The organism is Nocardia sp. NPDC102475 (assembly GCF_055584605.1).
Map to the genome: position 1 here is coordinate 53,453 of NZ_JBVJLS010000036.1, position 25,839 is coordinate 79,291.

General features: G+C 64.8%; 27 protein-coding genes. 15 read left to right on the top strand and 12 right to left on the bottom strand.

All coding sequences use genetic code 11. The annotated features are described in order from the left end of the window. Window positions 1-292 precede the first annotated feature (292 nt). The 4 genes from ACZ60G_RS40285 to ACZ60G_RS40300 all read right to left on the bottom strand — a co-directional run bounded on the left by ACZ60G_RS40285 (window position 293) and on the right by ACZ60G_RS40300 (window position 2,241). Window positions 293-1,021 (bottom strand): ESX secretion-associated protein EspG, encoded by a 729-nt coding sequence (locus ACZ60G_RS40285; RefSeq protein ID WP_465817224.1) that lies wholly within the window; start codon window positions 1,019-1,021, stop codon window positions 293-295. Between the two features lie 159 nt (window positions 1,022-1,180). Further along, window positions 1,181-1,516: a hypothetical protein gene (locus ACZ60G_RS40290; RefSeq protein ID WP_465817225.1), complete on the bottom strand. Its 336-nt coding sequence runs from the start codon at window positions 1,514-1,516 to the stop codon at window positions 1,181-1,183. A 6-nt stretch (window positions 1,517-1,522) separates the two neighbouring features. Further along, window positions 1,523-1,861: a hypothetical protein gene (locus ACZ60G_RS40295; protein ID WP_465817226.1), complete on the bottom strand. Its 339-nt coding sequence runs from the start codon at window positions 1,859-1,861 to the stop codon at window positions 1,523-1,525. After that, entirely contained in the window at window positions 1,858-2,241 is a 384-nt protein-coding gene (locus ACZ60G_RS40300; RefSeq protein ID WP_465817227.1) for a hypothetical protein, read from the bottom strand. Before ACZ60G_RS40300 ends, ACZ60G_RS40295 begins: the two co-directional genes overlap by 4 nt. Before the next feature lie 240 nt (window positions 2,242-2,481). On the opposite strand from ACZ60G_RS40300, the gene ACZ60G_RS40305 reads away from it, so the two are divergent. Continuing rightward, window positions 2,482-3,351: a helix-turn-helix domain-containing protein gene (locus tag ACZ60G_RS40305; RefSeq protein WP_465817228.1), complete on the top strand. Its 870-nt coding sequence runs from the start codon at window positions 2,482-2,484 to the stop codon at window positions 3,349-3,351. After that, the gene (locus ACZ60G_RS40310; protein WP_465817229.1) at window positions 3,348-3,554 is read left to right on the top strand and encodes a DUF397 domain-containing protein; all 207 of its coding nucleotides are present in this window, start codon (window positions 3,348-3,350) and stop codon (window positions 3,552-3,554) included. The genes ACZ60G_RS40305 and ACZ60G_RS40310 overlap by 4 nt, the downstream gene beginning before the upstream one ends. A gap of 180 nt (window positions 3,555-3,734) precedes the next feature. Here ACZ60G_RS40310 and ACZ60G_RS40315 read toward each other — a convergent pair whose 3' ends face one another. Next, window positions 3,735-4,208, bottom strand: a complete 474-nt coding sequence (locus ACZ60G_RS40315) for a hypothetical protein (RefSeq protein WP_465817230.1) — start codon at window positions 4,206-4,208, stop codon at window positions 3,735-3,737. Window positions 4,209-4,244: 36 nt separating this feature from the next. After that, the gene (locus ACZ60G_RS40320) at window positions 4,245-4,859 is read right to left on the bottom strand and encodes a DUF3558 domain-containing protein (RefSeq protein WP_465817231.1); all 615 of its coding nucleotides are present in this window, start codon (window positions 4,857-4,859) and stop codon (window positions 4,245-4,247) included. Between the two features lie 120 nt (window positions 4,860-4,979). Between ACZ60G_RS40320 and ACZ60G_RS40325 the strand changes: the two genes are divergently transcribed. Together ACZ60G_RS40325 and ACZ60G_RS40330 are read left to right on the top strand one after the other, a co-directional pair. Beyond that, window positions 4,980-5,318: a WXG100 family type VII secretion target gene (locus ACZ60G_RS40325; protein WP_465817232.1), complete on the top strand. Its 339-nt coding sequence runs from the start codon at window positions 4,980-4,982 to the stop codon at window positions 5,316-5,318. Beyond that, on the top strand, window positions 5,315-5,611 hold the full coding sequence (locus ACZ60G_RS40330; protein WP_465817233.1) for a WXG100 family type VII secretion target: 297 nt from the start codon (window positions 5,315-5,317) through the stop codon (window positions 5,609-5,611). Before ACZ60G_RS40325 ends, ACZ60G_RS40330 begins: the two co-directional genes overlap by 4 nt. Window positions 5,612-5,767: 156 nt before the next feature. Here the strand turns inward: ACZ60G_RS40330 and ACZ60G_RS40335 are convergent, their stop codons facing one another. Then, window positions 5,768-6,823 (bottom strand): SPFH domain-containing protein, encoded by a 1,056-nt coding sequence (locus ACZ60G_RS40335; protein WP_465817234.1) that lies wholly within the window; start codon window positions 6,821-6,823, stop codon window positions 5,768-5,770. Between the two features lie 198 nt (window positions 6,824-7,021). On the opposite strand from ACZ60G_RS40335, the gene ACZ60G_RS40340 reads away from it, so the two are divergent. Both ACZ60G_RS40340 and ACZ60G_RS40345 read left to right on the top strand, forming a co-directional pair. Beyond that, window positions 7,022-8,551 carry an amino acid permease gene (locus ACZ60G_RS40340; protein WP_465817235.1) on the top strand — a complete coding sequence of 510 codons (1,530 nt, stop codon included), beginning with the start codon at window positions 7,022-7,024 and terminating at the stop codon, window positions 8,549-8,551. Between the two features lie 164 nt (window positions 8,552-8,715). Beyond that, window positions 8,716-11,136 carry a serine/threonine-protein kinase gene (locus ACZ60G_RS40345; protein WP_465817236.1) on the top strand — a complete coding sequence of 807 codons (2,421 nt, stop codon included), beginning with the start codon at window positions 8,716-8,718 and terminating at the stop codon, window positions 11,134-11,136. Between the two features lie 10 nt (window positions 11,137-11,146). Here the strand turns inward: ACZ60G_RS40345 and ACZ60G_RS40350 are convergent, their stop codons facing one another. Next, on the bottom strand, window positions 11,147-11,512 hold the full coding sequence (locus ACZ60G_RS40350; RefSeq protein ID WP_465817237.1) for a DUF1707 SHOCT-like domain-containing protein: 366 nt from the start codon (window positions 11,510-11,512) through the stop codon (window positions 11,147-11,149). 169 nt (window positions 11,513-11,681) lie between these two features. Here ACZ60G_RS40350 and ACZ60G_RS40355 point away from each other — a divergent pair, with 169 nt between their 5' ends. Together ACZ60G_RS40355 and ACZ60G_RS40360 are read left to right on the top strand one after the other, a co-directional pair. After that, on the top strand, window positions 11,682-12,416 hold the full coding sequence (locus tag ACZ60G_RS40355) for a MerR family transcriptional regulator (protein ID WP_465817238.1): 735 nt from the start codon (window positions 11,682-11,684) through the stop codon (window positions 12,414-12,416). 226 nt (window positions 12,417-12,642) lie between these two features. Then, a complete protein-coding gene (locus tag ACZ60G_RS40360; protein WP_465817239.1) occupies window positions 12,643-13,224 on the top strand; it encodes a hypothetical protein in 582 nt (193 codons plus the stop codon). A gap of 257 nt (window positions 13,225-13,481) precedes the next feature. Here the strand turns inward: ACZ60G_RS40360 and ACZ60G_RS40365 are convergent, their stop codons facing one another. Both ACZ60G_RS40365 and ACZ60G_RS40370 read right to left on the bottom strand, forming a co-directional pair. Next, the gene (locus tag ACZ60G_RS40365; protein WP_465817240.1) at window positions 13,482-13,769 is read right to left on the bottom strand and encodes a hypothetical protein; all 288 of its coding nucleotides are present in this window, start codon (window positions 13,767-13,769) and stop codon (window positions 13,482-13,484) included. A 307-nt stretch (window positions 13,770-14,076) separates the two neighbouring features. After that, on the bottom strand, window positions 14,077-15,282 hold the full coding sequence (locus ACZ60G_RS40370) for a phosphotransferase (protein WP_465817241.1): 1,206 nt from the start codon (window positions 15,280-15,282) through the stop codon (window positions 14,077-14,079). Between the two features lie 207 nt (window positions 15,283-15,489). Between ACZ60G_RS40370 and ACZ60G_RS40375 the strand changes: the two genes are divergently transcribed. Next, window positions 15,490-18,264 (top strand): helix-turn-helix transcriptional regulator, encoded by a 2,775-nt coding sequence (locus tag ACZ60G_RS40375; RefSeq protein WP_465817242.1) that lies wholly within the window; start codon window positions 15,490-15,492, stop codon window positions 18,262-18,264. A gap of 103 nt (window positions 18,265-18,367) precedes the next feature. Here ACZ60G_RS40375 and ACZ60G_RS40380 read toward each other — a convergent pair whose 3' ends face one another. Beyond that, window positions 18,368-18,958 (bottom strand): class I SAM-dependent methyltransferase, encoded by a 591-nt coding sequence (locus ACZ60G_RS40380; RefSeq protein ID WP_465817251.1) that lies wholly within the window; start codon window positions 18,956-18,958, stop codon window positions 18,368-18,370. Between the two features lie 159 nt (window positions 18,959-19,117). Here ACZ60G_RS40380 and ACZ60G_RS40385 point away from each other — a divergent pair, with 159 nt between their 5' ends. The 3 genes from ACZ60G_RS40385 to ACZ60G_RS40395 all read left to right on the top strand — a co-directional run bounded on the left by ACZ60G_RS40385 (window position 19,118) and on the right by ACZ60G_RS40395 (window position 21,896). Then, window positions 19,118-20,173 carry an FAD-dependent monooxygenase gene (locus ACZ60G_RS40385; RefSeq protein ID WP_465817243.1) on the top strand — a complete coding sequence of 352 codons (1,056 nt, stop codon included), beginning with the start codon at window positions 19,118-19,120 and terminating at the stop codon, window positions 20,171-20,173. 140 nt (window positions 20,174-20,313) lie between these two features. Continuing rightward, complete coding sequence (locus tag ACZ60G_RS40390; RefSeq protein WP_465817244.1) at window positions 20,314-20,493, top strand: hypothetical protein; 180 nt, start codon at window positions 20,314-20,316, stop codon at window positions 20,491-20,493. Then, complete coding sequence (locus ACZ60G_RS40395) at window positions 20,490-21,896, top strand: DHA2 family efflux MFS transporter permease subunit (protein ID WP_465817245.1); 1,407 nt, start codon at window positions 20,490-20,492, stop codon at window positions 21,894-21,896. Before ACZ60G_RS40390 ends, ACZ60G_RS40395 begins: the two co-directional genes overlap by 4 nt. A gap of 502 nt (window positions 21,897-22,398) precedes the next feature. On the opposite strand, the gene ACZ60G_RS40400 is transcribed toward ACZ60G_RS40395, so the two are convergent. After that, the gene (locus ACZ60G_RS40400) at window positions 22,399-23,133 is read right to left on the bottom strand and encodes a response regulator transcription factor (protein ID WP_465817246.1); all 735 of its coding nucleotides are present in this window, start codon (window positions 23,131-23,133) and stop codon (window positions 22,399-22,401) included. Window positions 23,134-23,536: 403 nt separating this feature from the next. Here ACZ60G_RS40400 and ACZ60G_RS40405 point away from each other — a divergent pair, with 403 nt between their 5' ends. The 3 genes from ACZ60G_RS40405 to ACZ60G_RS40415 all read left to right on the top strand — a co-directional run bounded on the left by ACZ60G_RS40405 (window position 23,537) and on the right by ACZ60G_RS40415 (window position 25,612). Next, complete coding sequence (locus ACZ60G_RS40405; RefSeq protein WP_465817247.1) at window positions 23,537-23,989, top strand: cupin domain-containing protein; 453 nt, start codon at window positions 23,537-23,539, stop codon at window positions 23,987-23,989. 76 nt (window positions 23,990-24,065) lie between these two features. Then, entirely contained in the window at window positions 24,066-25,241 is a 1,176-nt protein-coding gene (locus tag ACZ60G_RS40410; RefSeq protein WP_465817248.1) for an aminotransferase-like domain-containing protein, read from the top strand. Continuing rightward, window positions 25,238-25,612: a hypothetical protein gene (locus ACZ60G_RS40415; RefSeq protein WP_465817249.1), complete on the top strand. Its 375-nt coding sequence runs from the start codon at window positions 25,238-25,240 to the stop codon at window positions 25,610-25,612. The genes ACZ60G_RS40410 and ACZ60G_RS40415 overlap by 4 nt, the downstream gene beginning before the upstream one ends. Window positions 25,613-25,839: the final 227 nt, after the last annotated feature.

Sequence of the window (25,839 nt, forward strand, 5' to 3'; positions counted from 1 at the left end):
AACAGCCGAGATTCGCGGGGCTCCGCTGAACGGCTACCCCGTCGTCCCGCCGAACATCGGGATCCGCACCTCCGCAGTGGATCCCGGTGTTCGCAGGGACGACGGGATTTCCTTTTGTTCCAAGCAGTGCGCCCCGCGCCCGTTCCGTCGCCCCGCGCATGGTTTGTCGCCCCCGCGCACGCTCTGTCGCCCCGCGCACGGTTTGCCACGCCGCGCACGGTTTGCCACGCCGCGCACGTTATGGCGCAGTGATTGGGTGGCGCGCGAATCGGTGCGCCGGAGCATCTGGCGACTACATGCGGTCCTGTTCGGATTCGAGTTGGGGTTGGATGGCGTGGGCGATCCAGGTGCTGAAGTGGTCGGCGAGGTCGGTGGGGGTGGTCGGATGGATCGTGTTGTGCTGGTCGTGGAGTTCGGTGTAGCGGCCGTCATCGGTGATGTCGTGCCATTGGACGGCGGCGAGGGGTGTGTTCGGTTTGTCGACGGGCCCCGTGTAGAGCAGAGCAGACCCGCCGCCGTCGGCGGGCCGGTGCAAAAGGCGCTCAATGTGTTCGTGCGGGGTGTCGCTGTCGGGGTGGCAACCGGTCTGCGGTTGAGTGCCGGGCTTGCAGGGTGGAAGGCAACCGGCGAGTTGTGCGGGTAGGTGATCGGTGGGGAACAGGCGGCAGCGGATCGGGCCGTTGGCATCACCGAAGGTGGCTTGGGCCAGCGACATAGCGTGCTGGTCGGTGCGTGCGCCGACGGCGCGGTAGACGCGGACGTCACCGTTGGGATTCCTGTGTTGAGTTGTGCCGCCGAAGATTTGGATGCGTATGGTCGAGGCGGTGAGGGTGTGCAGGGTCAGCTGGATCTCCTCGAGTTCGTCTGAGGCGTAGCGCTCGCGCATGGTGGCCCGGTGAGCGTCGAAGTCGTCCCGGTGAGCGAAGCGGCTGGTGAAGCGAAGCGGATTGGGGAAGCGTTCGTTCGCGGGGGTGAACCACAGTGCCGCGAAATCGTCTGGTTCCCAAGTCCATTCGGCCATTTAGCAGATCCAATCGGTGCTGGGTGCTGGGTGCTGGGTGCTGGGTGCTGGGGTGCCGGGGTGCCGGGGTGCCGGGTGCAGGGTGCCGGGTCGGATGTCGTTGTGCTGCGGCGATCGAATCCATTTCCGTTCGCGTGTTATGACGCCTTTCGCGCTGGTTCACCAGGGTTTTCCCCAGAGCCGATGTCGCCGTGCCGAATCGGGGTTAATGCGCCCGGCCGCGACCAGCGCTTCGAATGCCGCGTGCTTGCGGTCGCAGTCGTGTTCGCGGTGCAATTGCATCGCGACATGGGCATCGGCGAGGGTGAGCGGCTGCTCGGGTGGTCCGCACGTCCACGCTTTCGGCCATTCGACCGGGTGTAATCGGCAACGACGTCCGGCGGGCCGCTCGCGGCGCGGCTGGTTCATCGGCCATACACACGCCACCCCGACCATCGCGAATACACAGCCAACGACGACTACGAGGATGCTGTGCACGATTTGCCACGCGCCCACAGTCGTTCACCTCTCGCCGCCGCAGCCGGGGGAGGTCGGCGGTAGTGCCAGTTGCGCGAGCGCGTCGAGCACTTGGTGCAGTGTCCGCAGTTCGGGTATGCCCTCGGGGAGGGTGCGGGCGTTGTCGATGGGGAACTCGATACCGCGCAGCCGGGCGCGTTCGCGCGGGCTCAGCTTCGGCGGCACGATCCGGCCGTGCCGCACGAGCGTGTAGTACGCAACCCGCTTCCACGCGCACCGCGAGATCCGGCACGCACGGTGTCGGCGCATCTGCGCGTGCGCCAACTCGACGTCGGCGAAGCCGCAGATGGTCGGCGGGCTGAGCAGAGCATCTGCGTTGATCACGCTGCCCCCTTATCGACGCCATGCACGCGCTGAGCCGAGCGCGCCCAAGTGCTCTGGGGGCAAACGGTTTCCAGGTCGAACCCTTCGTCACAAATCAGCGCCGGTCGGCAGTTGACGTGACCGAGGTCGAAGACAACGATCACGCGCACGTCGAGCCCGGCCGCTATACCGAGCGCATAAGCGATCGGGTCGTCGACATCGGCAGGTGGCCGAACCGTGTACACATATTGATAGCCGAGCGTGTTCGCGTGCCGTTGCACGTCCAAGGCGTGGCGTGGCGCATGCGTGCCGGATACGTCATTGCGAACGAAGCCAATGGCTTTCGGCTTATCGCCAGCAGTGTTCGTCCGTGGCGACTCGGTGTTTTGCGTGGATGTCATGGTTCCCCCAGAACCTGGTTGTGTGGTGGAGTGTGGGCATCCCGAGCAGTGCCATGTGCCGCTGTTCTTTTGCCATCTCGTGTCGGCTGCTGCCCCGGGCGCGCTATCAGCACACCATCGGGCATGCCACTCAGAAGGCTTCGTCTGAAATTTCGCAGGAAGTTCCGCGAAACACCAAGACAGATTACAAGTCTCGCATCTATCGTTTCAGACTGAAACATCACAAGACAGGAGCTTGGTATGCCAGAAACGGACGAACCGCTGTCGCTCCCGAAGCGCCAGCTCGGTCACTACCTCCGGCAGGCTCGTGAGGATTTGGGCATGAGCCTCGCCGAGGCCGCCAAGCACTTCAACCGATCGGCCCCGACCCTGATGCGGATCGAGAAGGGACTCACCAAGAAGCTCCAGCCATTGGAGATTGATGCGCTCTGCCAGCTCTACGGGTTTGACGACGAGAAGACGGAGGCAATGAAAGGACTTGCACAGCAAGCCAATACGAAGAACTGGTGGAACGAGTTCGATGATCTGATTCCGGCCAATTTCGATATCTACGTCGGATTGGAGACTGCGTCTCAGGAGATCGTCACCTATCAGTCCGACCTGATCCCCGGCCTGATGCAGACATCCGACTACGCCCGCGTACTTATGCGGAGCGCGCTTCCGCTCGATGCGACAGAGGAGATCGAACGCCGGGTTGAGCTGAAGATGCGGCGACAGCTGCTCATCACGCGCAAGGTTAATCCGATTACGTTCGAGCTTGTCATCCACGAGGGTGCGATTCGCCGCGTAGTCGGGAGTGGCAAGGTGATGGCTGCTCAACTGCGCCATCTCGCTGACATGAGCACCCGCCCCAATATCACGGTTCAGGTGCTCCCTTTCACGGCTGGTATCCCGCTGGGCGATCCAGTCGGGCCATTTGTCATCCTGCGGTTCGGTCGGGGCGCACGCACTGTTGTGTATGCCGAGACGTTCACCGGTGATCTTTACCTCGAGAAATCCGCTAGCCTGCGGCGGTACGCTGGTGCTTACGAGGCTATTCAGCAAGCTGCGCTGGATGAGGCCAGAAGCAGGAGCCTGCTCCGGCAGGTGGCGAAGGAGCATTTAGGTTGAGCACGGATCTATCCGGTTCCAGGTGGTTCAAGAGCAGCCGGAGCACGGCGACCAAGGAATGTGTCGAGGTAGCGTTCCTCGATGGGGGAATGGTCGGAATGCGCGACAGCAAGAACCCGAACGGCCCGGCGTTGGTCTTCACGTCCGGCGAATGGGATGCCTTCACTGCGGGCGTAACGGACGGCGAGTTCGGCCGCCCCTGAGCCTGGCGCAATACCGAGTACCGCAGCGGACCCATCCTGACAAGTCCGACGTCGCAATGGGGCCGTCTCTTGTCTAACCTCGGTCAAATCCCAGCTCGCGCAAAGCTTCTGGTTTTCGGACCGGCGTGTTGCACGGAGAGTCGCTGTGCGACAGCACCGAGGGTGTGCGAGGTCTGAATCCTATAATCCTGGCCAGGAGAAGATCTTGGCTTGGGCGGGTGCCTGCTGCGGCAGATTCGCTTCCAGGTCTTGGTATTTCGACGCCTGCTCGGTGTCGATGCCGGTGATGCGTTCGCGGACGGTGCGGAAGAGGGTTTGGAAGTCTTCGATGACCTTGTAGTGCGATTCCATTACCGCGTAGACGCTGTTCTCCGAGCCGCGGGATTTTTCTCGCCATCTTTTGACCATTGTCTTGGCGGACATCAGGTCTCGGTCGCCCTGCGGGGTGAACGTATCACCGAGGCCCCACTTGTCTTGCTGCGAGGTCTCGGTCATATTTCGCTGGATCTTCAGGATGACATCCTTGAAGTATTCGCAGTCGCGATCGATGTAGACGAATTTCTCGAGATCCATTCGAATCGTCAACCGGCCCTCACGGGCCTCGGTGATCAGATTCGCCAACGGGCTCGCTGAAGTCGTTTGGTCGTCAGCCATGTCGATCCCTCCCAGTTCGGTCCCGTGAGGCGGTGGTCAAGCGGTGGCGGGCAGACTCGGAACAACCTTCTCCGCCAAGCTACGAGCCAAGTCACACGAGTCAAGGCTTCCCGTGCTGGTCGACTTCGGGTTATTCAGGTTGAACTCGAGACTGCCGCCTTTCATCTCCACGTCCACCGTGCATGCCTCTTTGATGAACGGGCCGTCGAACTGGCGTGTCGAGATCGCTCGCCTGTCATTGATCGTGAACTCGGTGGTCTCAGGGAAGTTGCGGCTACGAATGATGTCGATCGTGAGATTCGTGGTGCGGATGCTGACCGAGTAGCTGCTGGATCGCACCCAGGCGCAACCGCGCCATTTGACTCCACCGTCCGCATCGCCATTGGCTGGGTCTTTACCGTGTAGCTTCTCCGAATCCAACACGCCTTGCGGAACGTCCTTGCAGGGGTCGTAGGTTTGCGGAACATCAACAGTCAGAGACGGTCCCGCGCTCGCGGAGGTTGAGACCGGTTTCGCGTCTCCCCCAGTCGACGACCCACACCCCGACAGCAGGACAACAGCACCAACCGTCAACACAGTGCCGAGTAGTGTGTTCCCCCTGCTGATCATGCGTTCCTCCTGGTCGCCAGCGGTGTCGACGGCATCGATCATGCCCGGAACGGCTCCCGCCCCTGTTCAGTTGGTTCGACCGTACCGGCAGGCTGATCCGCCTACAACCTGCGGCTGTCTCGTGTTCGACACCGGCATTCGACGTCAGTGGCATCCGATAGCGTGAGCGATGGGGGAACGCCAGCCTCGGGCAACCGGCTCTCGGTGGTGCCCGAGCAGGTTCGTGACGTCGGTAAGTATGTCTACGAATTGGCCGAGAAACTGCGCACGGCATTGGATTCCGCGACTACGGACGTGGATGCGGTGGCCAACGGCAGTTGGACCGGTGGTTTGGCAGCGGAGTTCGCCGACGGCCGGAACGATGTCCGCGACGGTGGCGGTCAGATCATCACGGCGCTCGCCGCGATGGCGGTGAAGCTCGGCGTCACCGCCGAGACGTATCAAACCCTTGATGAGAGCAACGCATCCACGCTGAACACCTCGAGTTCGGATTTGCCATGAGCGAGTTCTCGGTCGACCTCGAAGACCTGGACCACATCGTGGCCCGGTTGTCCGGCCTCGCCGGTTTCATCAACGATCATCTCGACGACATCGATGACAAAGTGGCCGCGCTGACGGGAACTGGTTGGGAAAGCGTTGCAGCCCAAGCATATTCCGAAGCGCACCAGCAGTGGATGACGGGAGCGCGCGAGTTCGCCGAAGGCGTCCGTGAGATGAGTAACGTTGCCCGCAAGGCGCACACGCGGTACAGCACCGCGGCCGATGTCAACAAGCAGATGCTGCAGGGCGGATAGGCCGTGGGTGACACCTGGGTCATCGACTCTGGCATGTACTTCTGGTTTTCGGGCCGGTGTGTCGTGCGGAGAGTCGGTGTGCGACGGAGTCGAAGGTATGCGTGAGCTCCGGAGGATGTGCGTGGCGTCGGGGTTCGCCGGTCGGCGTAAGCGCGGTCAGCTCGCGGCGGCGGTGCCGCAACTTCCGCAGAACTTGGCTGCGGCGGTCAGGTCTGCGCCGCATTCGGTGCAGTGGCGCGGGCGGGCGGCCAAGGGGTCACCGCAGTTCATGCAGAAGCGCGCATTCGCGGGATTGTCGGTTCCGCAGCTGGCACACACCGGCGGAACCGGTTGTGCGGCAGCCGGAACCGCCTGCCGCTGCCATGGATTGCTCGGTGCCTGCTGCTGGATGGCGTTCAAACCCAGTGCGGCGCCGAGGAATCCGTCGCCACCGCCGTGGCCGTGGGCGAACCCATGGCCAGCGCCGAGCGCCAATTCGCCTGCTGCGTAACGCTGGAAGTCGCCGGCCAGTCGAATGTAGGTGACGTCCTTGGCAAGTCGCTTGATGCGGTCGGCATCCTCGGGTGCCAGGGTGATATCGAAGTTGCCCAGGCGCGGGATGCGCAGGCCGTATTCGTAGAGCGTCAGGTTGGTCTGGCGCACCACGGCGGCCTCGATCGGCTCCAATTGTCCGGATAGGCCGAGAACTGGCCAGTCACCTCGAGAGATACCCTGTGTGACAGCGACTTTCATGGACTTGAGCAGCAGGTCCGAGCACCAGGACTCCACCGTCGCCGGGACGCTCAGATCGGTGGTGCCCGCCAGTGAGGTGACCAGCTCGGCCGGATCCCGCACCGACAGCGCGAACTCCCCGAAGACCCGCAGCGTCACGACCTGTTCGCTGACCGGGTCGGCGATATCGGCCAGACGGCCGCCGAACTTGATGCCGGGATACTCGCGAGTGGAGACGAAATACAGCTCGGCGCGGTAGAAGTTGTTGCCGGTCAGGGTGTCGACGAGTGCGCCGAGGACCGGCAGCTCATCGGCATCGATCCGATGCCTGCCCGGGCCCATAGTGGCCACGACCTGCCCGGCTTTGACGAACAGGGCGATCTCGTCGGCATTGACGATGGCACGGCTGTAGCGGCGGATGTTGACATCCGGCCACTTGTAGACCAGTTGATTCTTGCGGTCCTCGGGGACCGCGATGAACTCCCGTTCGAACCATGCCATGCTCGCGCTCCATCAGCCGTAAACGTATCCAGCGTACCGATGTTCAACGGTACGATCAACCAACGCCGAGGTCACGGTGGGTGGAGCGGCGCACCAAAGTTTCCACGTGGTTACAAGTCTTGACTCGCTATTGAACGTGCCGTTGAATAGCGTTACATTAAGCAGCGATATGATCGCCGTCACGTGAAAGGCACCACCATGACAACCGTTCAACACTCCGCGGAAGTGCCGGCGCCCGCGGATGCTCTGCATGCTGAGGATGCGGGCTATCACAAGGCGTTGCGCCCGCGCCAGCTGCAGATGATCGCGATCGGTGGCGCGATCGGAACCGGACTGTTCCTCGGTGCCGGTGGCCGGTTGCACACTGCCGGTCCCGGGCTGTTCATTGTGTACGCGGTCTGCGGCATCTTCGTATTCTTCATCCTGCGGGCACTGGGCGAGCTGGTCCTGCATCGTCCGTCCTCCGGATCGTTCGTCTCCTACGCGCGCGAGTTCTACGGCGAGAAGCTGGCTTTCGCGGTCGGGTGGATGTACTTCTTCCACTGGTGCATGACCGGCATCGTAGACATCACCGCGATCGCCACCTATGTCCATTTCTGGGGAGCCACCGAGGCGATACCGCAGTGGTTGATCGCGCTGGTCGCGCTAGCCATCGTGGTCAGCATCAACCTGATCTCGGTGAAATGGTTCGGTGAGCTGGAGTTCTGGGCCGCGCTGATCAAGGTCGTCGCACTCGTCGCCTTCCTGATCGTCGGCACCATCTTCCTGGCGGGCCGATTCAAGGTCGACGGCGAGACCACCGGTTTCACCGTGCTCTCCGATAACGGCGGCCTGTTCCCGACCGGTCTGCTGCCCCTGGTCACCGTCACCACTGGTGTCGTATTCGCCTACGCCGCAGTGGAATTGATCGGTACGGCGGCCGGTGAGGCGGAGAACCCGGAAAAGATCATGCCGCGGGCCATCAATTCGGTCATCGCCCGCATCGGTCTGTTCTACGTCGGGTCGCTGGTGCTGCTCGGACTGCTGCTGCCCTACGTCGTCTTCAAGTCCGGTGAGAGCCCGTTCGTCACCTTCTTCTCCAAGCTCGGTGTCGGGGGTGCCGGCTCGATCATGAACCTGGTGGTGCTGACCGCGGCCTTCTCCAGCCTCAACGCGGGTCTGTACTCGACCGGCCGCATCCTGCGCTCGATGTCGATGAACGGCAGTGCGCCCAAGATCGCCTCGCGGATGTCCAGCGGCGGTGTGCCTTACATCGGCATCCTCGCCACCGGCGCGATCGCGCTGGTCGGTGTCGGGCTCAATGCGATGGTGCCGGACAAGGCCTTCGAGATCGTGCTGAACATGTCCGCGCTGGGAACCATCGCGGCCTGGGGCGCGATCGTGATCTGCCAGCTGCAGCTGTTCCGTTGGTCGAAGAAGGGTCTGATCGAACGGCCGTCGTTCCGGCTGATCGGTGCGCCCTACACCAGCTACGCCACGCTGGCGTTCCTGGTTACGGTGATCGTGCTGATGGCTTGCAGCCATGAAGTCGAGCAGCGCGGTGCTGTGATCGCTATGGCGGTGGTCGTGGTTCCGGCATTCGTCGGCGGCTGGTTCCTGGCCCGCAAGCGGGTACTGCAGGTGGCGCAGGAGCGTGAGGGCATCACCGGTCAGTTCCCGGTGCTGGCCGAGCGGCCGCGCCGCGAGGGTGAGACGGTCGTCGTTCTCGACAAGCCCGACGAGGAGTAGTACGCAGATCATTTCGAGCGACCTGCAAGCAGTCGCTACGGGATCTCCGCCCCGGACAACATGTCCGGGGCGGAGCTATTCCCATAGGGGGGAATAAGGCATGCGCGCGACGGCGGACGGCGGAAGAGAATGGGTCCCCTATTCACCGGGCTCGAAAGGTTCCCATGCCGGAACAACCCAGCGCCTCCGAGAATCCGCTGCCGCATCCATGGGCGAATCGGCGGATGCGCGGTACCGAGGTTCCGCGACGGACGCCACATCCCTGGGCTACCCGCGGCATGTCGAAACTCGAACCGTCGCAACGCCGCCAGCATCCATGGTCCGGGCCGAGCACCGTGGAACGTGCTCCGGCGCAACGGATCTCCGCGCCTCCGGCACCCGGCGACACCATGCCGGTGAGCGATCCTGCGACGGGCGCCGAGGAGACTCTCGAACTCGACGAGCCGGTCTCCGGCCGTAGCGGTCGTTCCCGGCCGAGCGTGCGCCGGCTCGGCGCGGGTCTGGTGCCGATGCCGCGAGTGGCGCCGGTCGACCCGCGCACCGCCATTCTCGACGATCCGGAAGTGCCCGAACTCAAACGGTTCTGCTGGAAATGTCAGGAACCGGTCGGCCGTCGCACCGCCACCGAGCCGGGTGTGGTGGCCGGCGAATGCGGCCGCTGTGGCTCGCCGTTCAACTTCCGTCCCACCCTGCAGCGTGGCGAACTCGTTGCTGATCAATACGAGGTGCAGGGATCGCTGGCACACGGCGGACTCGGTTGGATTTATCTCGCGGTCGACCGCAATGTCAGCGATCGCTGGGTCGTGCTGAAGGGTTTGCAGAACCCACTGGACTTCGAGGCGCATGTGGTCGCGCTCGCCGAACGGCAATTCCTTTCCGAGGTGGCCCACCCCGGCGTGGTCAAGATTTACAACTTCGTTAAACACCGGTCTGCCCGCGATATTCCGGATGGCTACATCGTCATGGAATACGTCGGTGGACAATCGCTGAAGAAGATGCTCGATCTGCGCGGCAAGGAGCGCATTCCGGTCGTCGAGGCCATCGCCTACATCATGGAAATCCTGCCCGCGCTGGACTATCTGCATTCTTTTGGATTGGCATACAACGATCTGAAACCCGATAACATCATGGTCAGCGAGCACGAGGTCAAGCTGATCGATTTGGGTGCGGTCGCCGCGATGGACTCCTACGGCAGCATCTACGGCACGCCCGGCTATCAGGCCCCAGAGATCACCGAGACCGGGCCGACCGTGGTTTCGGATATCTACACCGTCGGCCGGACCCTGGCGGCGCTGGCCCTGGATCTGCCGCGGGACCGCGGCGGGAACTTTGTCGGCGGCATACCCGAACCGGATGAGGATCCGCTGCTGGCGCGCTATCCGTGTCTGTACCGCCTGCTGCTGCGCGCAACCGATCCGGAGCCGGAGCGCCGGTTCCCGTCCGCGTATTCGATGTACTGTCAGCTCGCCGGTGCGCTGCGCATGGTCCTCGCGATCGATACCGGCCTGGAACATCCGCAGCCTTCGGTCGAATTGAGCTCCATGCGAGACGATTTCGGCACCGATACCCTCATCGGCCAGACCGACGGGATCGTCGACGGCATGGCCCGCATGCCGGTGCTCGAGGCGCGCGATGTCGTCGCGGCCCTGCCGACGCCGTTGATCGATAGTGAGGATCCCAGTGCCGAACTGTTGTCCTCCCTGCTGCACGGCGAACCGCGGCACGCGCTGGACGCGCTGCGCCGGGCACACGAACGCATCCGGGCCGGCACGATCGTCGCCCCGGAATCCTTCGACCTGGAGGGGCCGCTGACCGCAGTCCGCGCCTATCTGGACCTCGGGGAGACCGTTCCGGCCTGTCAACTGTTGGCCGATCTGCGCGTCGACTACAGCGCGGACTGGCGCATCGAGTGGTATGTCGGAGTCGCCGCGCTGCTCGACGGCCATTACGAGCGGGCCTGGCAGCATTTCGAGACCGTGCACTCGATGCTGCCCGGCGAGATCGGCCCGGAACTGGCCCTGGCCGCCACTGCGGAACTGGTGCTGCAACATCTGGACCACCCGGCCGAATCGGATCGCTGGCACCGCGCCGCGGCCGAGCACTACCGTGCGGTCTGGCGGACCAACCACGGTGTAGTGAGTGCGGCATTCGGCCTGGCCCGCCGGCTCGCCGCCGATGGTGAATTACTCGAGGCTGTCGCGGTGCTCGACCAGGTGCCCGCCGCCTCCAGGCATTACGGCGTGGCGCATACGACGGGCTGTTTGCTGCTGGTCTCGCGGCCGATCGCCGATATCACCGAGGACGATATCTGCACTGCGGCGGGTCGGTTGGATGCGCTGCCCGACGATGCGCGAACGCTGCAATTGCAGGTCATCGTGGTCGGTGCGGCCTTGGAGTGGCTGCGGGTCGGCGGGCGGCCGCGGAATCCGAACCGGACGATCCTCGGCTTCCCGGTCACCTTGGTGGGGTTGCGGCAGGGGCTTGAAACCAGCCTGCGCGCCCTGGCGAGGACGGCGCCGGATCGGTGGCACCGCTATCGGCTGGTCGATCTGGCGAATTCCATTCGGCCACGCACCCGCTGGTAGATCGGGCGGCTCAACGCAGCTGCTGCACCACGAAGGCGACGATGGTCCCGGTGCCCGCCAGCAGCCACAGCCAGTTGCCGGTGGCGACCGCGAGCACGACCGCGACGATCGAAACCACCGCGGCGATCGTCCGCAGTCGCTGCAGCGCATTACCGCCGGTGGGTGTGGACGGTGTGGACGGTGCGGCCGGTGTAGCGCCGGGCAGGTCGGCGAATAATTCCGCCAATTGTCCTTTGGTGGTTGCCGCCGCGGCAACGGCGCTGCGTTCGTCGAACTCGGTGAGGCTCAATCGCCCGGTGCCGAGATGGTGCGACAGTTGTTCCAGCGCCCGTTCCCGTTCCGTCACGGTAATTCGAGAAGCCTGCGCCTCGGTCATATCCGAAGGATAGGCCCCGCCGTCGCCGGTGCGGTGGATCGAATTGCCAACGGCGGGAATAGTTAGGGGGTGTCATTGGGGGTTGACGGCGGGTCGCGAACCATAGGTACCCGACATCACTGACGTATGCTTACCTACGAGTAATGTTTCTGTGTGGTTTCCTAGACATATGGCAGGGGACGTGGAGTACACGATCGATGAGCTGGCGCGCCAGGCTGGTACGACCGTGCGCAGCCTGCGGGTTTACGCCGAGCGCGGCATCCTGCCCCCGCCACAGGTCAAGGGCCGCACCGGTTTTTACGGACCGGATCACCTCAATCGGGTACAGACGATCAGCCGTCTGCTGGACCGGGGGATCAAGCTCAACGGGATCAGGGAACTGCTGGAGGCGTGGGATCGCGGTGACGATCTCGGCGACATCCTCGGCGTCGCGGAGCCCGGTGTGACGCAGTCCACCGCGCCGCCGACCGGTGACACGATCGCGGCGACCGAACTCGAGCAGCGCTACCGCGACGTCCCGCACGGTTTGGCCCGCGTGGTCTCGGCCGGTCTGTACGAACCGGTCGACGCCGCCACCTACCGCATTGCCGATCCGCAGCTGATCCGCATCTTCGATCAGTTGGAGGGTGCGGGCACGCCCGTCGATGCGCTGCTCGGCGAATTGGAGCGGCTGCGCGCGGACTGCGACCGGATCGCCCGCCGCTTCGTCGATCTGTTCCATCGGTCGGCGTGGGAGCCGTATCAGCACTCCGAGCGCACCCCTGCGGATAGGGCGGTACTAGCCGACCGGGTGGCCGAGACGCGGATCCGTCCGGGGCAGGCGACCGCCGAGCTCGTGAACCGCTTTGTCACAAAGTATCTCGAACAGGACAGCGAGCTCACCGAGGCGTTGCCCGACGCCTGACGCGCCTTCGGCTCGTGCCGACGCGTGCAATTTCTTGCCTGGCTTGCGGCCGATCTTTCGGATACGCACGTCCTGGCCAGGCCTTTCCTCTTCATCGTTCCCACAGTTGGCGATACTTAGCTCAACGTGCCGTTAAATAGCGTTACATTAGACAGCGGGAACAGCACCTCCCTCCGGTCCGTATCGACGTCGGCCGGCGGGCGAGACAATGATGAAGGAGACGTCGATGATCAACGTCAGCGAACTGCGCGGCGCACCCAGACCTACGGTATGTCCCGACCAGGCACGTAATGCCAAGGGACGCAACAAGATCCGAGCATTGTCATTGCTTGCGGCGATCGCGGCGGGAGTCGGCGGATTCGGCATCGGCACCGAGACACCGGCGGCCAACGCCGATATCGGCGTGCGCTGCCTGTGGGCCGGTGAAGCCATCCCTCAGGGCGTGGCGATCTCCGCGGGCGGCTGGACATACCGGTGCGAGTCCGATTTCTTCGGCTTCGCGCGGTGGTCCCGTGAGGGCTACGCCCGCGGCCGTAGCTCCGTGTACAACCCTGGTACCAACGGCAATCCAGCCGGCAAGTTCAGCCCGGGGGCGCAGCAGCCGGGCACCGACTACATGGACTACTGCGTCGGCAGTCAGCTGATCGAGGGTCGCGAGGACATGTACGAGGCCGTTGCGGACGGCCGCGGCGGGCTGTATTGGCGTGCGGCCGGGCCGATTTCGGACTGGACCTTCGATATGAGTGCGAACCGGCCGGGACCGTCCTGGCGGTCGTCGAGCCTGTGCGTCGACGGCAGTTTGACCTGAGTCGCCAACCGCGAATCTTTTTACCGCTGATGCCCTTTCGGGCGGCCGCGCACTTTCGCGCACGCCGCCCGGGAGGGCATCGGTCTTTGTCAGCGGTCGATTGGCCACTGGTGGCGTGCAATTGACTGCCGGTGAGAGTCTGCCTTTCGAGGGGTAGGTGGTACGACGCATCGGCTGCAGTGCACATACGAATACGACCGCCGCTCCTTTCGGAGCGGCGGTCGTATTCGTAATGTGAAGAGCCACAAGGGGAGTGGTCAGCGGCTGCCCTCAGCGGGCACCCAGACCCAGCGTCCACTGTCGCCGCCGCTTTCGTACGAGCCCCGGCTCGAGTTGTTGCCGGAGGCGGCGTGATCCTGATCGGCGACGCGGCGGCTGCCCGCGTTGCCGTTGCTGTACCCGCCGCCTCGGGCGCCGCCGCCATTGCTGTTGCTGTGGTTACCGGGCGCCGCGATGGTCGACTGAATCGCCATGGCGGCCGGTGTGATCACCAGTGCACCGGCGACCGCACCGGCTATGACGACCTTCTTCGACTTGAGGTTCATGGTTACCGATATCTCCTTCGTCCCGCCGAGCCCGGGCTTGGTCGGTAGTGGGTGTGCCGGGGATGCAGGTTGTCTGAGATCTATTGTGCCGCTATTTAGCGGCACAATCAATAGTGAACCGTTAGGAGATTCGCATCTTTTCAGATTCGAGGGATCGGTCGGGGGTTCGGTGCACACTGATTCGAAGCCTGTGCGGCAAGTGGATTCGGCTACGCACGGACAGTAGTGGTCGTCGGGCCGGGATGCTTCTCAGGAGCGGGGACAGGCGAACGCGACTGACAATGCGCGTCGGCCATCTCCGGTCCGCTCATCCGGTCGCCTCGACGGCTCCGGCGGCATCGAGGTCGACCACGGCCGTCGCGGTGCGTTCGATGATTCCGAGGCAGACCTCATCGGGCTGGTACTTCGGCTGAATGGCGCTGTGGCCGATGGTCGAGAGCCAGATGAAATATGGATACAGTGCCTGCCGGCGGTAGGCGAGCCAGGCTGTGTCGAAGTCGGGCGCCGGCGCACCGCAGTCCGCCAGCCGTTCCAGGTATCCGGTTAGTAGCTCGCGTTCCCAGGCCCGCCGGTCGGCCACCTCCAGCCCGGAAGCGACGACATACGCGAAGTCGTAGGCCCAGCTGCCGTGCAGCACGACCTGCCAGTCGGTGAAACCCATCCGGCCCGCGGACGTGACGTAGGTATTGCCGATATGACTGTCGCCGTGCAGAAAGGTCTGCGGTCCGGTGCTGGCGATCTCGAGCGAACGCTCCAGGGCGCGGTATAACCGATCATGTTGGGCGGGAAGCGCTGCGGGGATTACCGAGGCCGCGCGTCGGGCCCCGACTCGCGCCCGCTTGGACATGCCGATCAACCGGTCGAGATTGGCGAAATGTGCCCGCGGCGCTTTGAGCCATGTGTGCAGGCGGAGTCCTTCGTCGTCCCAGTAGCGGGCGTGCCAGGTCGCCATGGTGCGCAGCAGATCCTCGATCTGCTCGCGTCCGATCGGGGTGCCCGGCGTGCAGAAGCTGGCGCCCTTGGTGCTGACGATGTCCTCGAGCAGCGAGATCGAGCGCCCCGAGCGGCTGTCGACCGCGCTGTGATAGCCGCGCGGCGCCTCGATTTCCAGATTGGGCCGTACATGTTTGAAGAAGCCGGGTTCGCCGTGCAGGATGTCGGCCAAGTCGAGGGTCAACCGCTGTTTGAAACCTGCGGTCGTCTTCGCGAACAGGTTTTCCGGTAGGCCCGCGACCTGGCCGATCTCGTTGTAGCCGACGGTGAGTTTCCACCGCGTCGAAGTACCGCTGCTCTTGTCCGCGATATCGAACGCCTCGACCACCGCACCCGGATGGTCGTAGCACAGTACGGCGGTCAGCCAATCGGTGGTCAATTCTCGACCGGTCACCGGCACATCGGCCGCACGCAGGGCCTGTGGACGGGTGACCGCTTCCCGCGCGAGATGACCAGCGATGCGGGTGATTCCGCGCACAACCGTGAGTGCGGGGTGCCGGGTAGGTGCCTCGGACTGCAACGGTTCTCCTCTGGTCGGCGGCCGATCGGATGCTGTGCCCGGCCGGTTCCGGGTCGCGGTCGGCCGTCATCGCCGAACCTATGGCAGCCCTGCGTCGGGAACATCCGTCATAGCGGGTGGGAATATCCGCATCGGGTGGCCGGAAATCGCGCTGAGCGGGGGATGTGCATTCTGCACAACGGCGCGCAGACGCATAGGATCCTCTGCATGCAGGGTCCCCTTACCTCCGTCTTCGTCGGTCGCGATGCCGAGGTCGAGCGTGTGGTGTCGCCAGGTCGGCGCGCTGTCGCGGGGGAGGGGATGGTGGTGCTCGTCGAGGGCGAGCCGGGGATCGGAAAGACCGCGCTGCTCGATGCGGCCGTTGCCAGATATGCGGCCGACGGTCTGAGCGTGCGGCGGGGCGCGGCAAAGGAATTGCAGCGGCAGGTGCCGTTCGCGGCCGTGTGCACTTGGCTGGACAGTGATCGGGGATCCGATCCGGTGCGTGCGTTGCTGCGCAGTGGGGATCGCGCCGGCGACGGTGCGGCGACGCACGAGTTCGCGATCACCGAGGCGATCCTCGACCTGGTCGATACCTGGTGTGCCGCTGGTCCGGTCGCATTGATCATCGACGATGTGCACTGGGCGGATCGGCAGAGTCTGACGGTGCTGAACCGTCTCTGCTGGGTCGTCGGAGATTCGCCGCTGCTGCTGGTGCTGGCGGCGCGCCCGCTGCCGCGGGACACCGGATTGGTAGCGTTGACGGCCGAGTTGGTGGAACGCCGTGCGTCGACGATTCGGCTCGGTGCGCTGCCGGAACCGGCTGCGGCGGAACTGGTTCGGCATATGGTCGGTGCGGCTCCGGGGCCGGGTCTGATGCGGCAAGTGGTCGGTGCGGGTGGAAATCCGCTCTACATAACGGAATTGGTGGCCTCGCTTTTGCGTGACGAGGCGATCACGGTGGTCGCCGATACCGCCGATCCGACCGATCTGGCCGATGGTCCCTCCGCATCGTTGGCGGAGGCGATCGCGCAGCGGCTGGAATTCCTGTCACGGTCTGCGCGGCAGGTGCTTCCGATGGCCGCCGCGCTCGGACCGACCGTATACGTCGCGGAATTGGCTGCGGTACTGGACAGTCCGATCCTGGAGATCTGGAATGTGGTCACCGAGGCGACCGACGGCGGCCTGCTTACCCGCGCCGACTCCGAACTGATCTTCCGGCACGACCTGATCCGTCAGGTGCTCGCCGATCAGCTGCCCGATTCGCTGCGCGCCGGATTGCTGCGCCGGGCCGGACAGATCCTGCTGGCCACCGACGCACCCATCGAGCGGATCGCGTACTACCTGTTGACGGGGGAGAACGAGCTCGATACGCAGACGCTCGACTGGTTGGTCGCGGTGGCCGACAAGCTGATCGTGCGCGCGCCCGAGATCGCGGTGCAGCTGTTGCAGCGCGCCGCGGGTACGGCGGACCTCGGCATGCGTCCCACACTTCTGCAGCTGCACGCCCAAGCGCTGCTGTGGAACGGTCGTGCGGCCGAGGCCGAAGCCCTGGTGCGCACTGCGCTGCTGAACCGGCCGGAGGACGATACCGAACTGCGGTGGTTGCTGGTGCAGGCCTGCCATGCGCGCGGCGATCTACGTGAAGTCGTCGCGGTTGCCGAAAAAGCTCTGGCCGCAAGGAATCTCACGGATGAGGAGGCCGGCAGATTCCATGGGATGAGCGGCTTGAACAACCTCTTCCTCGGCCGAATCGAAGCCGCGGAGTCGGCGGGTGCGAAGGCGTTGGCGATCGGGGATGCCATCGAGAATCCGCTGGTGACCGGATACGGATTGTTGACCATCGGGGCCGTGCGCTATACCCACGGATACCTCGACGAGGCGTTGGAATTGAGCAGCCGCATCCTTGCCGTCTTCGATAACGGATTCGGCTCCTATCAGTTCGACCCGTACATCCTCTACGCACACTGCTTGATCGAGCTCGATCGGCTCGCCGACGCGGAAGCGGTGCTACACAAGGCGATCGTGCACAGTCGCCGGATCAACGGTGTCTATATCGGTGCGAGTGTGGTCGCCAAGGCGCGGCTGCATCTATTGGACGGACGCTGGGATGATGCGATCGTCGAATGCACTTCGGGTCGGTCGGTGCCCGACGCCCTCGGCTACACCCCGATTCTGCACAGCCTGTCCGCGCTGATCGGCATCCACCGCGGCACGTTCCTGCCGGATCCGGAAGCCATCCCCGCACCGGACGATCAACTGGGCAGCAGTGGTAATGGCCAGTTCTATCCGTGGGTCAAGGCGCTGATGCTCGAGACCCACGGTGATCCGCGCGGCGCACTCGATCTTCTGCTCGACGCAACCGAGCGCCTCGCGGGCGGTTTGACCTCGCCCACGCTGTACTACATCTTCCCGGATATCGCGCGTCTCGCCGCCGACGTCGGTGACGAGAAGGCGGCGCGTTCGGTGGTGGCGGCATCGGCCGAGTCGGCGCGGCGGCAACCAACGGCGGCCAGAACCGGTACCGCGCTGCTGTGTCGCGGTGTCGCCGAGCGCGACCCCGCGGTCCTGCGCACAGCCGCCGCCTACTTCCGGAAGGCGGGGCGACCGTTCTATGAAGCGCAGGCATATGAGAACGCCGCCTTATTGTTCGCCGCAGACGGGCGCGGCTCCGATGCCCGCGCGGCCTTGGATTCGGCGGTCGAGCTCTATACCAGCCTCGGCGCTTCTTGGGATACCGCCCGCGCGGTCGCGCGCATGCGCCCGTACGGCATTCGACGCGGCGTTCGCGGACCTCGTAACCGTCCCAAGTCTGGACGGGCCGCGTTGACCGATACCGAACGTAAGGTAGCCGCCTTGGTGGCCGAAGGCTTCTCGAACTCCGATATCGCCGCGCAGATGTTCTTGTCGCGCAGGACGATTCAGTCCCACGTATCGAATATCCTGGCGAAACTCGGCATCGGATCACGCCGCGAGATCGCGGCGGCCCTGTCCGGGAAGTAACGCCGACCCTGGAGCCGCACTCAGCTTCCCGCGCACCAGATCGCGCGCCGCGCATGCTTATTCATGAGCGCAGGCACGCGGCCCGCAGCCTGCCCGCGAGGTGTTAGATCCGTTTGATCGTGGCGAGCCAGGCAGGTGCGCCGTCGTCGTGATATCTCGTCTCGATCCGGTCCGGTTCGAGGGCACTGATATTCCATCCACTGCCGGAATCGAATGCCGTCTCGAGGTCTTCCCTGCTGACGGGGTGCGGGCCGGTATCGGGACCCTCGTCACTGAAGCACAACACATACAGCGTGCCACCGCGCTCGGTCACCGCGGCCAGACTCGCCACATATCCCCGCCGCTCGTCACCGTCGAAGGTGTGGAACAGCCCGCAATCCAGCACCGTCTCGAACTTGCGCCCCAACCGCTCCAGTTGCAACGCGTCGGCCGCAACGAACTCGATGTCGAGCCCGCGCTCGACGGCCTGCGCCCGTGCCGTCGCCAATGCCGTCTCCGCCACATCGACGCCGAGCACCGAAAACCCCAACGCCGCAACGTACAGCGTATTCTCCCCGCTCCCGCACCCCGCATCGAGCACCGCCCCCGCGAACCCGCCGCCAGCCCCCAACCGCACTATTGCCTGCTGCGGCCCGCCCACATCCCAAGGCGCGGGCCCATCCTGATACGACGCATCCCAAGGCACCCCCGTCATCCGCTCATGACTCGTCGGACGCCGCCCCCCGAAAGAATCCTCCATACCCCAGATCCTCCCACCCCATCCCACCCGACGTAACCCCAACCCAGCTGGTCAGGCGATCACCATGCGTCCTCGGCGGCATTGCCCGAGAGCGCCCCTCCTGGGCTACAGGCCGTGGGTGACAACACCTCCCGTGCCGCCGTCGTGCACGCCCGCACGCTCGAGGTGCTCACCGAGTTGGACGTCACCGAGAAAATGATCGCGCGCGGAATCATCGTGCCGCAGGCCACCGTTCGCGAACGCGACCGGGTGCTGCTGCATGTCGGCTTCGACGATCTGCCCACCGACTATCCCTATACGCTGCTGATTCCGCAGGACAGCACCGAGCAGATCCTGTTGGAGCGACTGGAGTCCACCGGCACCCGGGTCACGCGGCCGTGTGAGCTGACGTCGTTGGTTCAGGATCCGGACGGTGTCACGGCGACCACGGCCGCAGGCGAAGTGATCCGGGCGCGCTATGTCGTCGGCGCCGACGGGATGCACAGTCTGGTCCGTGAGCAGGCCGGTATCGCCTTCGAAGGGGACACCTACGCACAATCATTCGTCCTGACCGATGCGGTGCTGGGCGGTGATGTGCCGGATGCGGAGATCCGGCTGTACTTCTCGCCGGAGGGCGTCACCGTCATCGCACCCCTGCCGGGCGGACGGCACCGCATCGTGGCCACCGTGGACGATGCCCCGCCGCAGCCCGACCACTTCCACGTCCAACATCTGCTGAGTACCCGTGGACCACAGCGGAATCCGGCCACCGTCGAGAAAATCGTCTGGAGCTCCCGCTTCCGTGTGCACCACCGCTTGGCCGAGCACTACCGCGCCGGTCGGATCTTCCTCGCCGGTGACGCCGCGCACGTGCACAGTCCGGCCGGGGGACAGGGCATGAACACCGGGCTGCAGGACGGGCTGAACTTGGCCGCCAAGCTCGCTACGGTCATCCGCGACGGTGCCGATGACAGCGTCCTGGATGCCTATGAGACCGAACGGCGGCCGGTCGCCGAGAGCGTCGTCGCCTTCACCGACAAGATGACTCGTGTCGCGACCGTCGGCAGTGCGCCCTTGCGCGGCGTGCGCAATACGGTGCTGCGCGCGCTGGACTGGGTCCCGGCGGTGCACCAGAAGATGGCCATGAACCTCTCCGAACTCGGCATTGATCCGCAGCGCGTTAAAACTTAAGCCGATGTAAATGTGCGATTCGCCGGTTGGCGGGTGCGTGGCGGCGGCGCCGAGAATTCCGTTGTCGGAGAAGTGGACCGCAAGGTTTGTACGCGACACCTGATCCTGCGTCGGCGATTCAGCATCCATCGGAGTAAGCAGTGCGGCCTCACATCAGTATCGATATCCAACTCACCGAGGACGATCTCGCGGCCTCACCGCGCGCCGATGTCCTGCGGGGATTGACCGAGCGCCGAAAGTGGCTCCGCCGGTCCGCCGATGCGATCGTGTCGGCGGCCGAGGCCGGGCAACTGATCGAACTCGGCTCTTGCAGACGATGAGCGATCTCGCTGCACCGAACCTGGTCGCGCCCGCACCACCGCGCCTGCGTTCGGTCACCGGACGCTGGGTGGTCGCGGCGGCGGTGCTCGGCTCGGCGGTCGTGGTGCTCGACGCGTCGGTCGTCAATATCGCGGTGCCGCGGATCGGTTCGAGTCTCGGCGACGATGTGGCCGATCTGCAGTGGGTGGTCGGTGGCTACACCTTGGCCCTGGCGTCGCTGATCCTGGTCGGCGGTGCGCTCGGGGATCGGTTGGGGCGACGCACGGTATTCATCTGGGGCAGTGTCGGTTTCGCGCTGGCCTCTCTGTTTTGCAGTGTCGCGTCCTCGATGGAAATGCTCGTTGCGGGGCGGGTGGTGCAAGGGATCGCGGGTGCGCTGATCACGCCGGGCAGCCTGGCATTGATCTCGGCGACAATCGATCGTCGCGACCACGGTGCCGCAATTGGCGTGTGGGCTGGGCTGATCGGCGTTATCGAGGCGGTCGGCCCCATTGTCGGTGGCTGGTTGACCGAGTTGGCCGGGTGGCGCTCGGTATTTCTCATCAACGTGCCGTTCGCTGTGGCAGTCGCCGTTGTATCGGTTCGCTACCTTCCGGAATCGCGGAATGCGGATGCGCGGCCGCTCGATCTGCCGGGTGCGGCGACCGCCGTGGCCGGGCTGGGTGCGCTGACCTATGGGTTCATCGGCGGGCGAGGATGGATGTCGCTGCTCGGCGTGGCACTGCTCGGGCTATTCGTGTGGGTCCAGATGCGCGGTGATCATCCGCTGCTGCCGCCCGCACTGTTCACCTCGCGTGTGTTCACCGCGGCCAACGTGGTGACAGCTGCCGTATATGCGGGTCTCGGCGGCGTGTACTTCCTGCTGCCACTGGAATTGCAAGTGGTCGCAGGGTATTCGCCGCTGGCGGCAGGCTTGGCGACGGTGCCGATTACCGGGATCATGCTGGTGTCGTCCGCGTCGGCCGGTCGGTGGGCGCAGCGGCACGGCGCACGAATCCCGATGATCCTCGGGCCTGCGCTCGCGGCGTGCGGTGCGGTTCTGCTGACCGGGATCGGCTCGCGCGCAACCTATCTCAGTGCGGTCTTCCCAGGAACCGTCATGCTCGGTGCCGGATTGGCGGTGTTCGTGGCTCCGCTGACGGGGGCGGTGTTCGCCGCGGTTTCCGCAAGGGATTCCGGGATCGCCTCCGGGGTGAACAATGCTGTCGCCCGCACCGCACAGTTGCTCGCCGTCGCCGCGCTGCCGGGGCTTGTCGGCATTTCGGGCGCGAGAATCACCGATGCCGTCGCGTTCGGCAGTGGCTTCCGCATTGCCCTGTTGATCTGTGGCGCACTGCTTCTCACCGGGGCGCTACTTGCCGCGATCGTGATGCCACGATGGTCGGAAGCACCGGTGCAGTGACCAGTGAGGTGGGCCCCGACGTGACGGTCGCGATCACTGCTGCGGTGACCAGTCAAGTGAGCCAGGTACCGCGATGTTCGGTTTGCGCTGGTGCACTACGCACCCGCGGGCCTGATGCCGCGACGGCCCGACTCCCCGTTGCGTCGACCGGCAGCGCGAGCCTGATGCCGCTGCGGTCGGAATCGTCGGGTTCGCTCGCCGAGCACAGTCGAAACGCGACACGACACGTCATGCGGCACCGCCATGTGACTGCGCTCGATGGATAGCGATTTGGCCCAGAAGCCAGCTGGGCGGGGTGATTTGAGCCGCCGCGTTTGGCGCAATCTCCGATTCGCTGATCGGTCAGGTGACGGAGCCTGATGCCGCCGGTCGCGATCGCCGATGCGGTTATTGATCAGGTGACTGAATCTTGGTGCCGCGGTGGTTGCGATCGGCGATGTGAGGACTGGTCGTGGATCGAGTCCAGTGCGGCGGCGTTCGCGACCACTGCGGCACGGACCGGTCAGGCGGTGCGCCCTGCCAGAGCACCCACCGCCATCGACTCCTCGACATCGACCGAATTCGCCACGGCGGCACCCGGATTCCACCGGTAGCCGTAGCTGTGGATGGTTGTGATGAGTCCAGGGCGGTTCAACTTGGTGCGCAGCGCATTGACGTGCACGTACAGTGCATGCGATACCGCGACGAACGCATCGCCCCAGATGCGGTCGAGTAACTGCTCACGGCTGACCGCCGTACCGGGCTGCTCGGCCAGCGTCCGTAGCACCGCGAATTCGACCCGGGTCAGCTGCACCTGTCGACCGGCGACCTCAACCGCCCCGGCCTCCAGATCTACCCGAACATCGCCCGCGACGACCATGGCTGTCGGTGTGGGGACGGCGGGCACCGGAAGCCGTCGCGCGATCGCGTACAGCCGAGCCGCCAGCTCCGCCACCCGCGTCGGCTTCACCAGATAGTCGTCGGCGCCACTGCGCAGCGCTCGCACCACCGAGCGCTCATCGGCATCCGCGGTGAGCACGACCACCGGCACCGTGCTGACCTCGCGCAGCTTGCGCAGCGCCGTCAGCCCGGACATATCCGGCAGATCGAGGTCGAGGATGACCGCGTGATAGCGATGGTGGGTAACCAGCAGGTCCGAGCCCCGACGTTTGCGATCGGCTTGGTGCCCACGCAGGCGCAACTTGTGCACCAGTGCGTCGCCCGCATCGTCGTTGTCGTCGACCACGATCACCCGCATACCCGATCCTCTGCGTTCGAATGCTCTGTGCCCGGCCGATTTCGTACGGGCCGGGCGGTCGCATTTCGGACACTAGGCCAGCAGGGGTGCCGGATCATCCGCCATTTCGGGCGGGAATATCCGCATCTATGTCCGGCGGTCCATCAGCCGGCCGGGGTCGGCACCATCGCGGCCGGTCATCGAGCTCGAGTCGGCGCGGTCCCAGGGCGGATGCGAGGAACGAAAGGTGCGGATATTTCGGTCGGTCACGGCGGATGTTCCCGGCGGACAGGTGCCATACCGTGCCGATTGTCGAGAACTCGATCGGAGACAGCGCGAACGAAGCTCGCTGGATAGAGGAGTCATCCATTGACGTCCTCCGACGATACCCTCCCCCCGCTCCAACGATATCTGGGATTGCCGAATGGGAAATATTGCCAAGTCCGCGCGAGTGGTTGCCGCAGCCGATGTCGCGGAGGTCGTGGGACCGCAGGAGCAGCATCTACTGCCCTGCATAACCAGGGATACCTGTGGTGCCGAAGGGATTTCGGCGGCCCTGGTGAACATGGCACCGGGCAAGGTGGCGCGGGCGCATCTGCATGAGCACAGTGAAACCATCGTGTTCTGCGTGACGGGACAGGCGGTGACGCTGATCGGCCCCGAATTGGAGCCCTATGTACACGGGCCCGGCGAATTTCTGTACATCCCCCAGGGGGTGGTTCATGTGGCGGTGAATCTCAGCGACACCGAGGGATTGGTGGCGGTGGATGTGCGCACCGATCCGCTGTTCAGCAATGACCTTGTGCTGACGCCGGAATTCGATGCCGCGGCAGTCGAGGTGGCCGCGCGACTGCGGCAGGAGTTGGCTCGGGTATGAGTGAGCGCAGCGAGCGAACAAACAACACAGCCACGAGCGTGCTCGGGCCGGAGCCGAGCGTCAGCGAGGCGGAGGCGTGAGCACGGGTGTCACGTTCGGCCGGGAAACGGCCATGCGCAGCGGGCCGATCGACGACGCGTTCGCGACATTGGCGCGCCGGCCGGATGTGATCTCGTTCGCGGTCGGCGCGCCGGACCCGGCACTGCTGCCAGGTGAGCTGGTGTCGTCACTGGCCGCGGCCGCGATCACGAAGTACGGGAACAGCGCATTGCAGTACGGACTCACGCAGGGTTTCCCGCCGCTGCTGGAGCAGGCGCGAATACTGTTGTCCGGTCGTGGAATCGGGTGTTCGCCCGAGCGGGTGCACATCGCCACGGGCGGATCCGGAGCACTGCACAACATCTGCATGGCGCTGCTGCATCCTGGGGCAGTGGTGCTGGTGGAGACCCCGACCTACGGTCCGGCCGTGAAGGTTTTCCGCAGCCACGGCGCATTGGTCGTCGAGGTCGCTTCCGATGCCGACGGCATCCTGCCGGAATCATTGGATAGTGCACTGGCACAACATGTTCCGGCGTTCGTGTATCTGCTGCCGACATTCCAGAACCCGACTGGGCGGACCATGTCCACGGCCCGACGCGCGCGGGTGGCCGCGGTGATCACCCGGCACGAGGCGCTCGTCGTGGAAGACGATGTGTACACCGACCTGCGGTACCGCGGAGAGCCGCTGCCGACGCTGTGGTCCTTCGCGCCGGACCGTACGGCCTACATCACCTCGCTGTCGAAAACCCTTGCCCCGGCATTGCGGATCGGCATCACGGTGCTCCCGGACGACCTGCTCGAGCCTGTACTCGCCCTCAAACAGGGTATCGATATGCAGACCTCTGCCTTCAATCAGGCGATCGCCGCCGAATTCCTCGGCACGCCAGTGGGTTCCGCGCATCTGCGGCTGCTCGTGGAATCCTATGCGGCCAAACTGAATACGGTGGTGACCGCTTTGGGTCGATACTTGCCGTCCGGATTCAGCTGGACCGAACCCGATGGCGGAATGTTCGTATGGGTGCAGGGCCCAACCGATTTCGATGCCGACATGTTGGTTGCCCCAGCGTTGAACAGGGGAGTGGCATTCCTACCCGGATCCGCCTTCTTCGCGGCCGCCGATGCGCCACGCAATGCGATCCGGCTGAGCTTCGCCACCGTGCCCGAACGCCGGATCGAAGCCGGCATCGAACTCCTGGCCGGACTGTGCGCATGAGCATCGTCGGCGTTTGGGAAGTGGTGGCCGACGGCGCACCGTTCGGCTACCACGTCATGACCTTCCACGCGGACGGCACCATGGCGCAATCGAATCCGGACCACGGCAACCGCACCACCAGCGACAGCAACGGCATGGGTACTTGGAAGGCTGATGGCGCAACGGTATCCGGCGCTTTCCTCGAATTCACCGTCGACCGCAAGGATCCCTCCATGGTGCAGAAGGGAATCGTGCGCTTCGACCTGACCGTGCACGGCGACGAGTTCACCGGCTCGGCAAGCGCAACCTTCTACGACCCATCCGACACCCCGCGCCGCGGCCCGTTCCCCGCCACCCTCACCGGCCGCCGATTCACCTGTCACGTGTCATGAGTTCGGCTTGCAGACGAGCACTCCAGTTTCGGTCCAGGGTCGGCTGATCGGCAATGCACATCGGTTCTGGATGCCATGATTGGAGTATGAAGCGGATTACGATCAGCATTCCTGACGACGTAGCCGCCAACGCCTAGGGAGTGTTTAAGAAGTGAGTTGATGCCGGTGTCGCTGCCACGAAATCGCTTGTAGGCGTTAGGTGTTGGCGTGTCGCTGCCGGGAGATGG

Coding starts and splice junctions, on each gene's coding strand:
- ACZ60G_RS40345 (WP_465817236.1), top strand. CDS start 8,716: ATGCCGGAACAACCCAGCGCCTCCGAGAATCCGCTGCCGCATCCATGG.
- ACZ60G_RS40360 (WP_465817239.1), top strand. CDS start 12,643: ATGATCAACGTCAGCGAACTGCGCGGCGCACCCAGACCTACGGTATGT.
- ACZ60G_RS40340 (WP_465817235.1), top strand. CDS start 7,022: ATGACAACCGTTCAACACTCCGCGGAAGTGCCGGCGCCCGCGGATGCT.
- ACZ60G_RS40395 (WP_465817245.1), top strand. CDS start 20,490: ATGAGCGATCTCGCTGCACCGAACCTGGTCGCGCCCGCACCACCGCGC.
- ACZ60G_RS40355 (WP_465817238.1), top strand. CDS start 11,682: ATGGCAGGGGACGTGGAGTACACGATCGATGAGCTGGCGCGCCAGGCT.
- ACZ60G_RS40320 (WP_465817231.1), bottom strand. CDS start 4,859: ATGATCGATGCCGTCGACACCGCTGGCGACCAGGAGGAACGCATGATC.
- ACZ60G_RS40285 (WP_465817224.1), bottom strand. CDS start 1,021: ATGGCCGAATGGACTTGGGAACCAGACGATTTCGCGGCACTGTGGTTC.
- ACZ60G_RS40335 (WP_465817234.1), bottom strand. CDS start 6,823: ATGGCATGGTTCGAACGGGAGTTCATCGCGGTCCCCGAGGACCGCAAG.
- ACZ60G_RS40350 (WP_465817237.1), bottom strand. CDS start 11,512: ATGACCGAGGCGCAGGCTTCTCGAATTACCGTGACGGAACGGGAACGG.
- ACZ60G_RS40375 (WP_465817242.1), top strand. CDS start 15,490: ATGCAGGGTCCCCTTACCTCCGTCTTCGTCGGTCGCGATGCCGAGGTC.
- ACZ60G_RS40330 (WP_465817233.1), top strand. CDS start 5,315: ATGAGCGAGTTCTCGGTCGACCTCGAAGACCTGGACCACATCGTGGCC.
- ACZ60G_RS40315 (WP_465817230.1), bottom strand. CDS start 4,208: ATGGCTGACGACCAAACGACTTCAGCGAGCCCGTTGGCGAATCTGATC.
- ACZ60G_RS40400 (WP_465817246.1), bottom strand. CDS start 23,133: ATGCGGGTGATCGTGGTCGACGACAACGACGATGCGGGCGACGCACTG.
- ACZ60G_RS40415 (WP_465817249.1), top strand. CDS start 25,238: ATGAGCATCGTCGGCGTTTGGGAAGTGGTGGCCGACGGCGCACCGTTC.
- ACZ60G_RS40380 (WP_465817251.1), bottom strand. CDS start 18,958: ATGACGGGGGTGCCTTGGGATGCGTCGTATCAGGATGGGCCCGCGCCT.
- ACZ60G_RS40365 (WP_465817240.1), bottom strand. CDS start 13,769: ATGAACCTCAAGTCGAAGAAGGTCGTCATAGCCGGTGCGGTCGCCGGT.
- ACZ60G_RS40305 (WP_465817228.1), top strand. CDS start 2,482: ATGCCAGAAACGGACGAACCGCTGTCGCTCCCGAAGCGCCAGCTCGGT.
- ACZ60G_RS40405 (WP_465817247.1), top strand. CDS start 23,537: ATGGGAAATATTGCCAAGTCCGCGCGAGTGGTTGCCGCAGCCGATGTC.
- ACZ60G_RS40300 (WP_465817227.1), bottom strand. CDS start 2,241: ATGACATCCACGCAAAACACCGAGTCGCCACGGACGAACACTGCTGGC.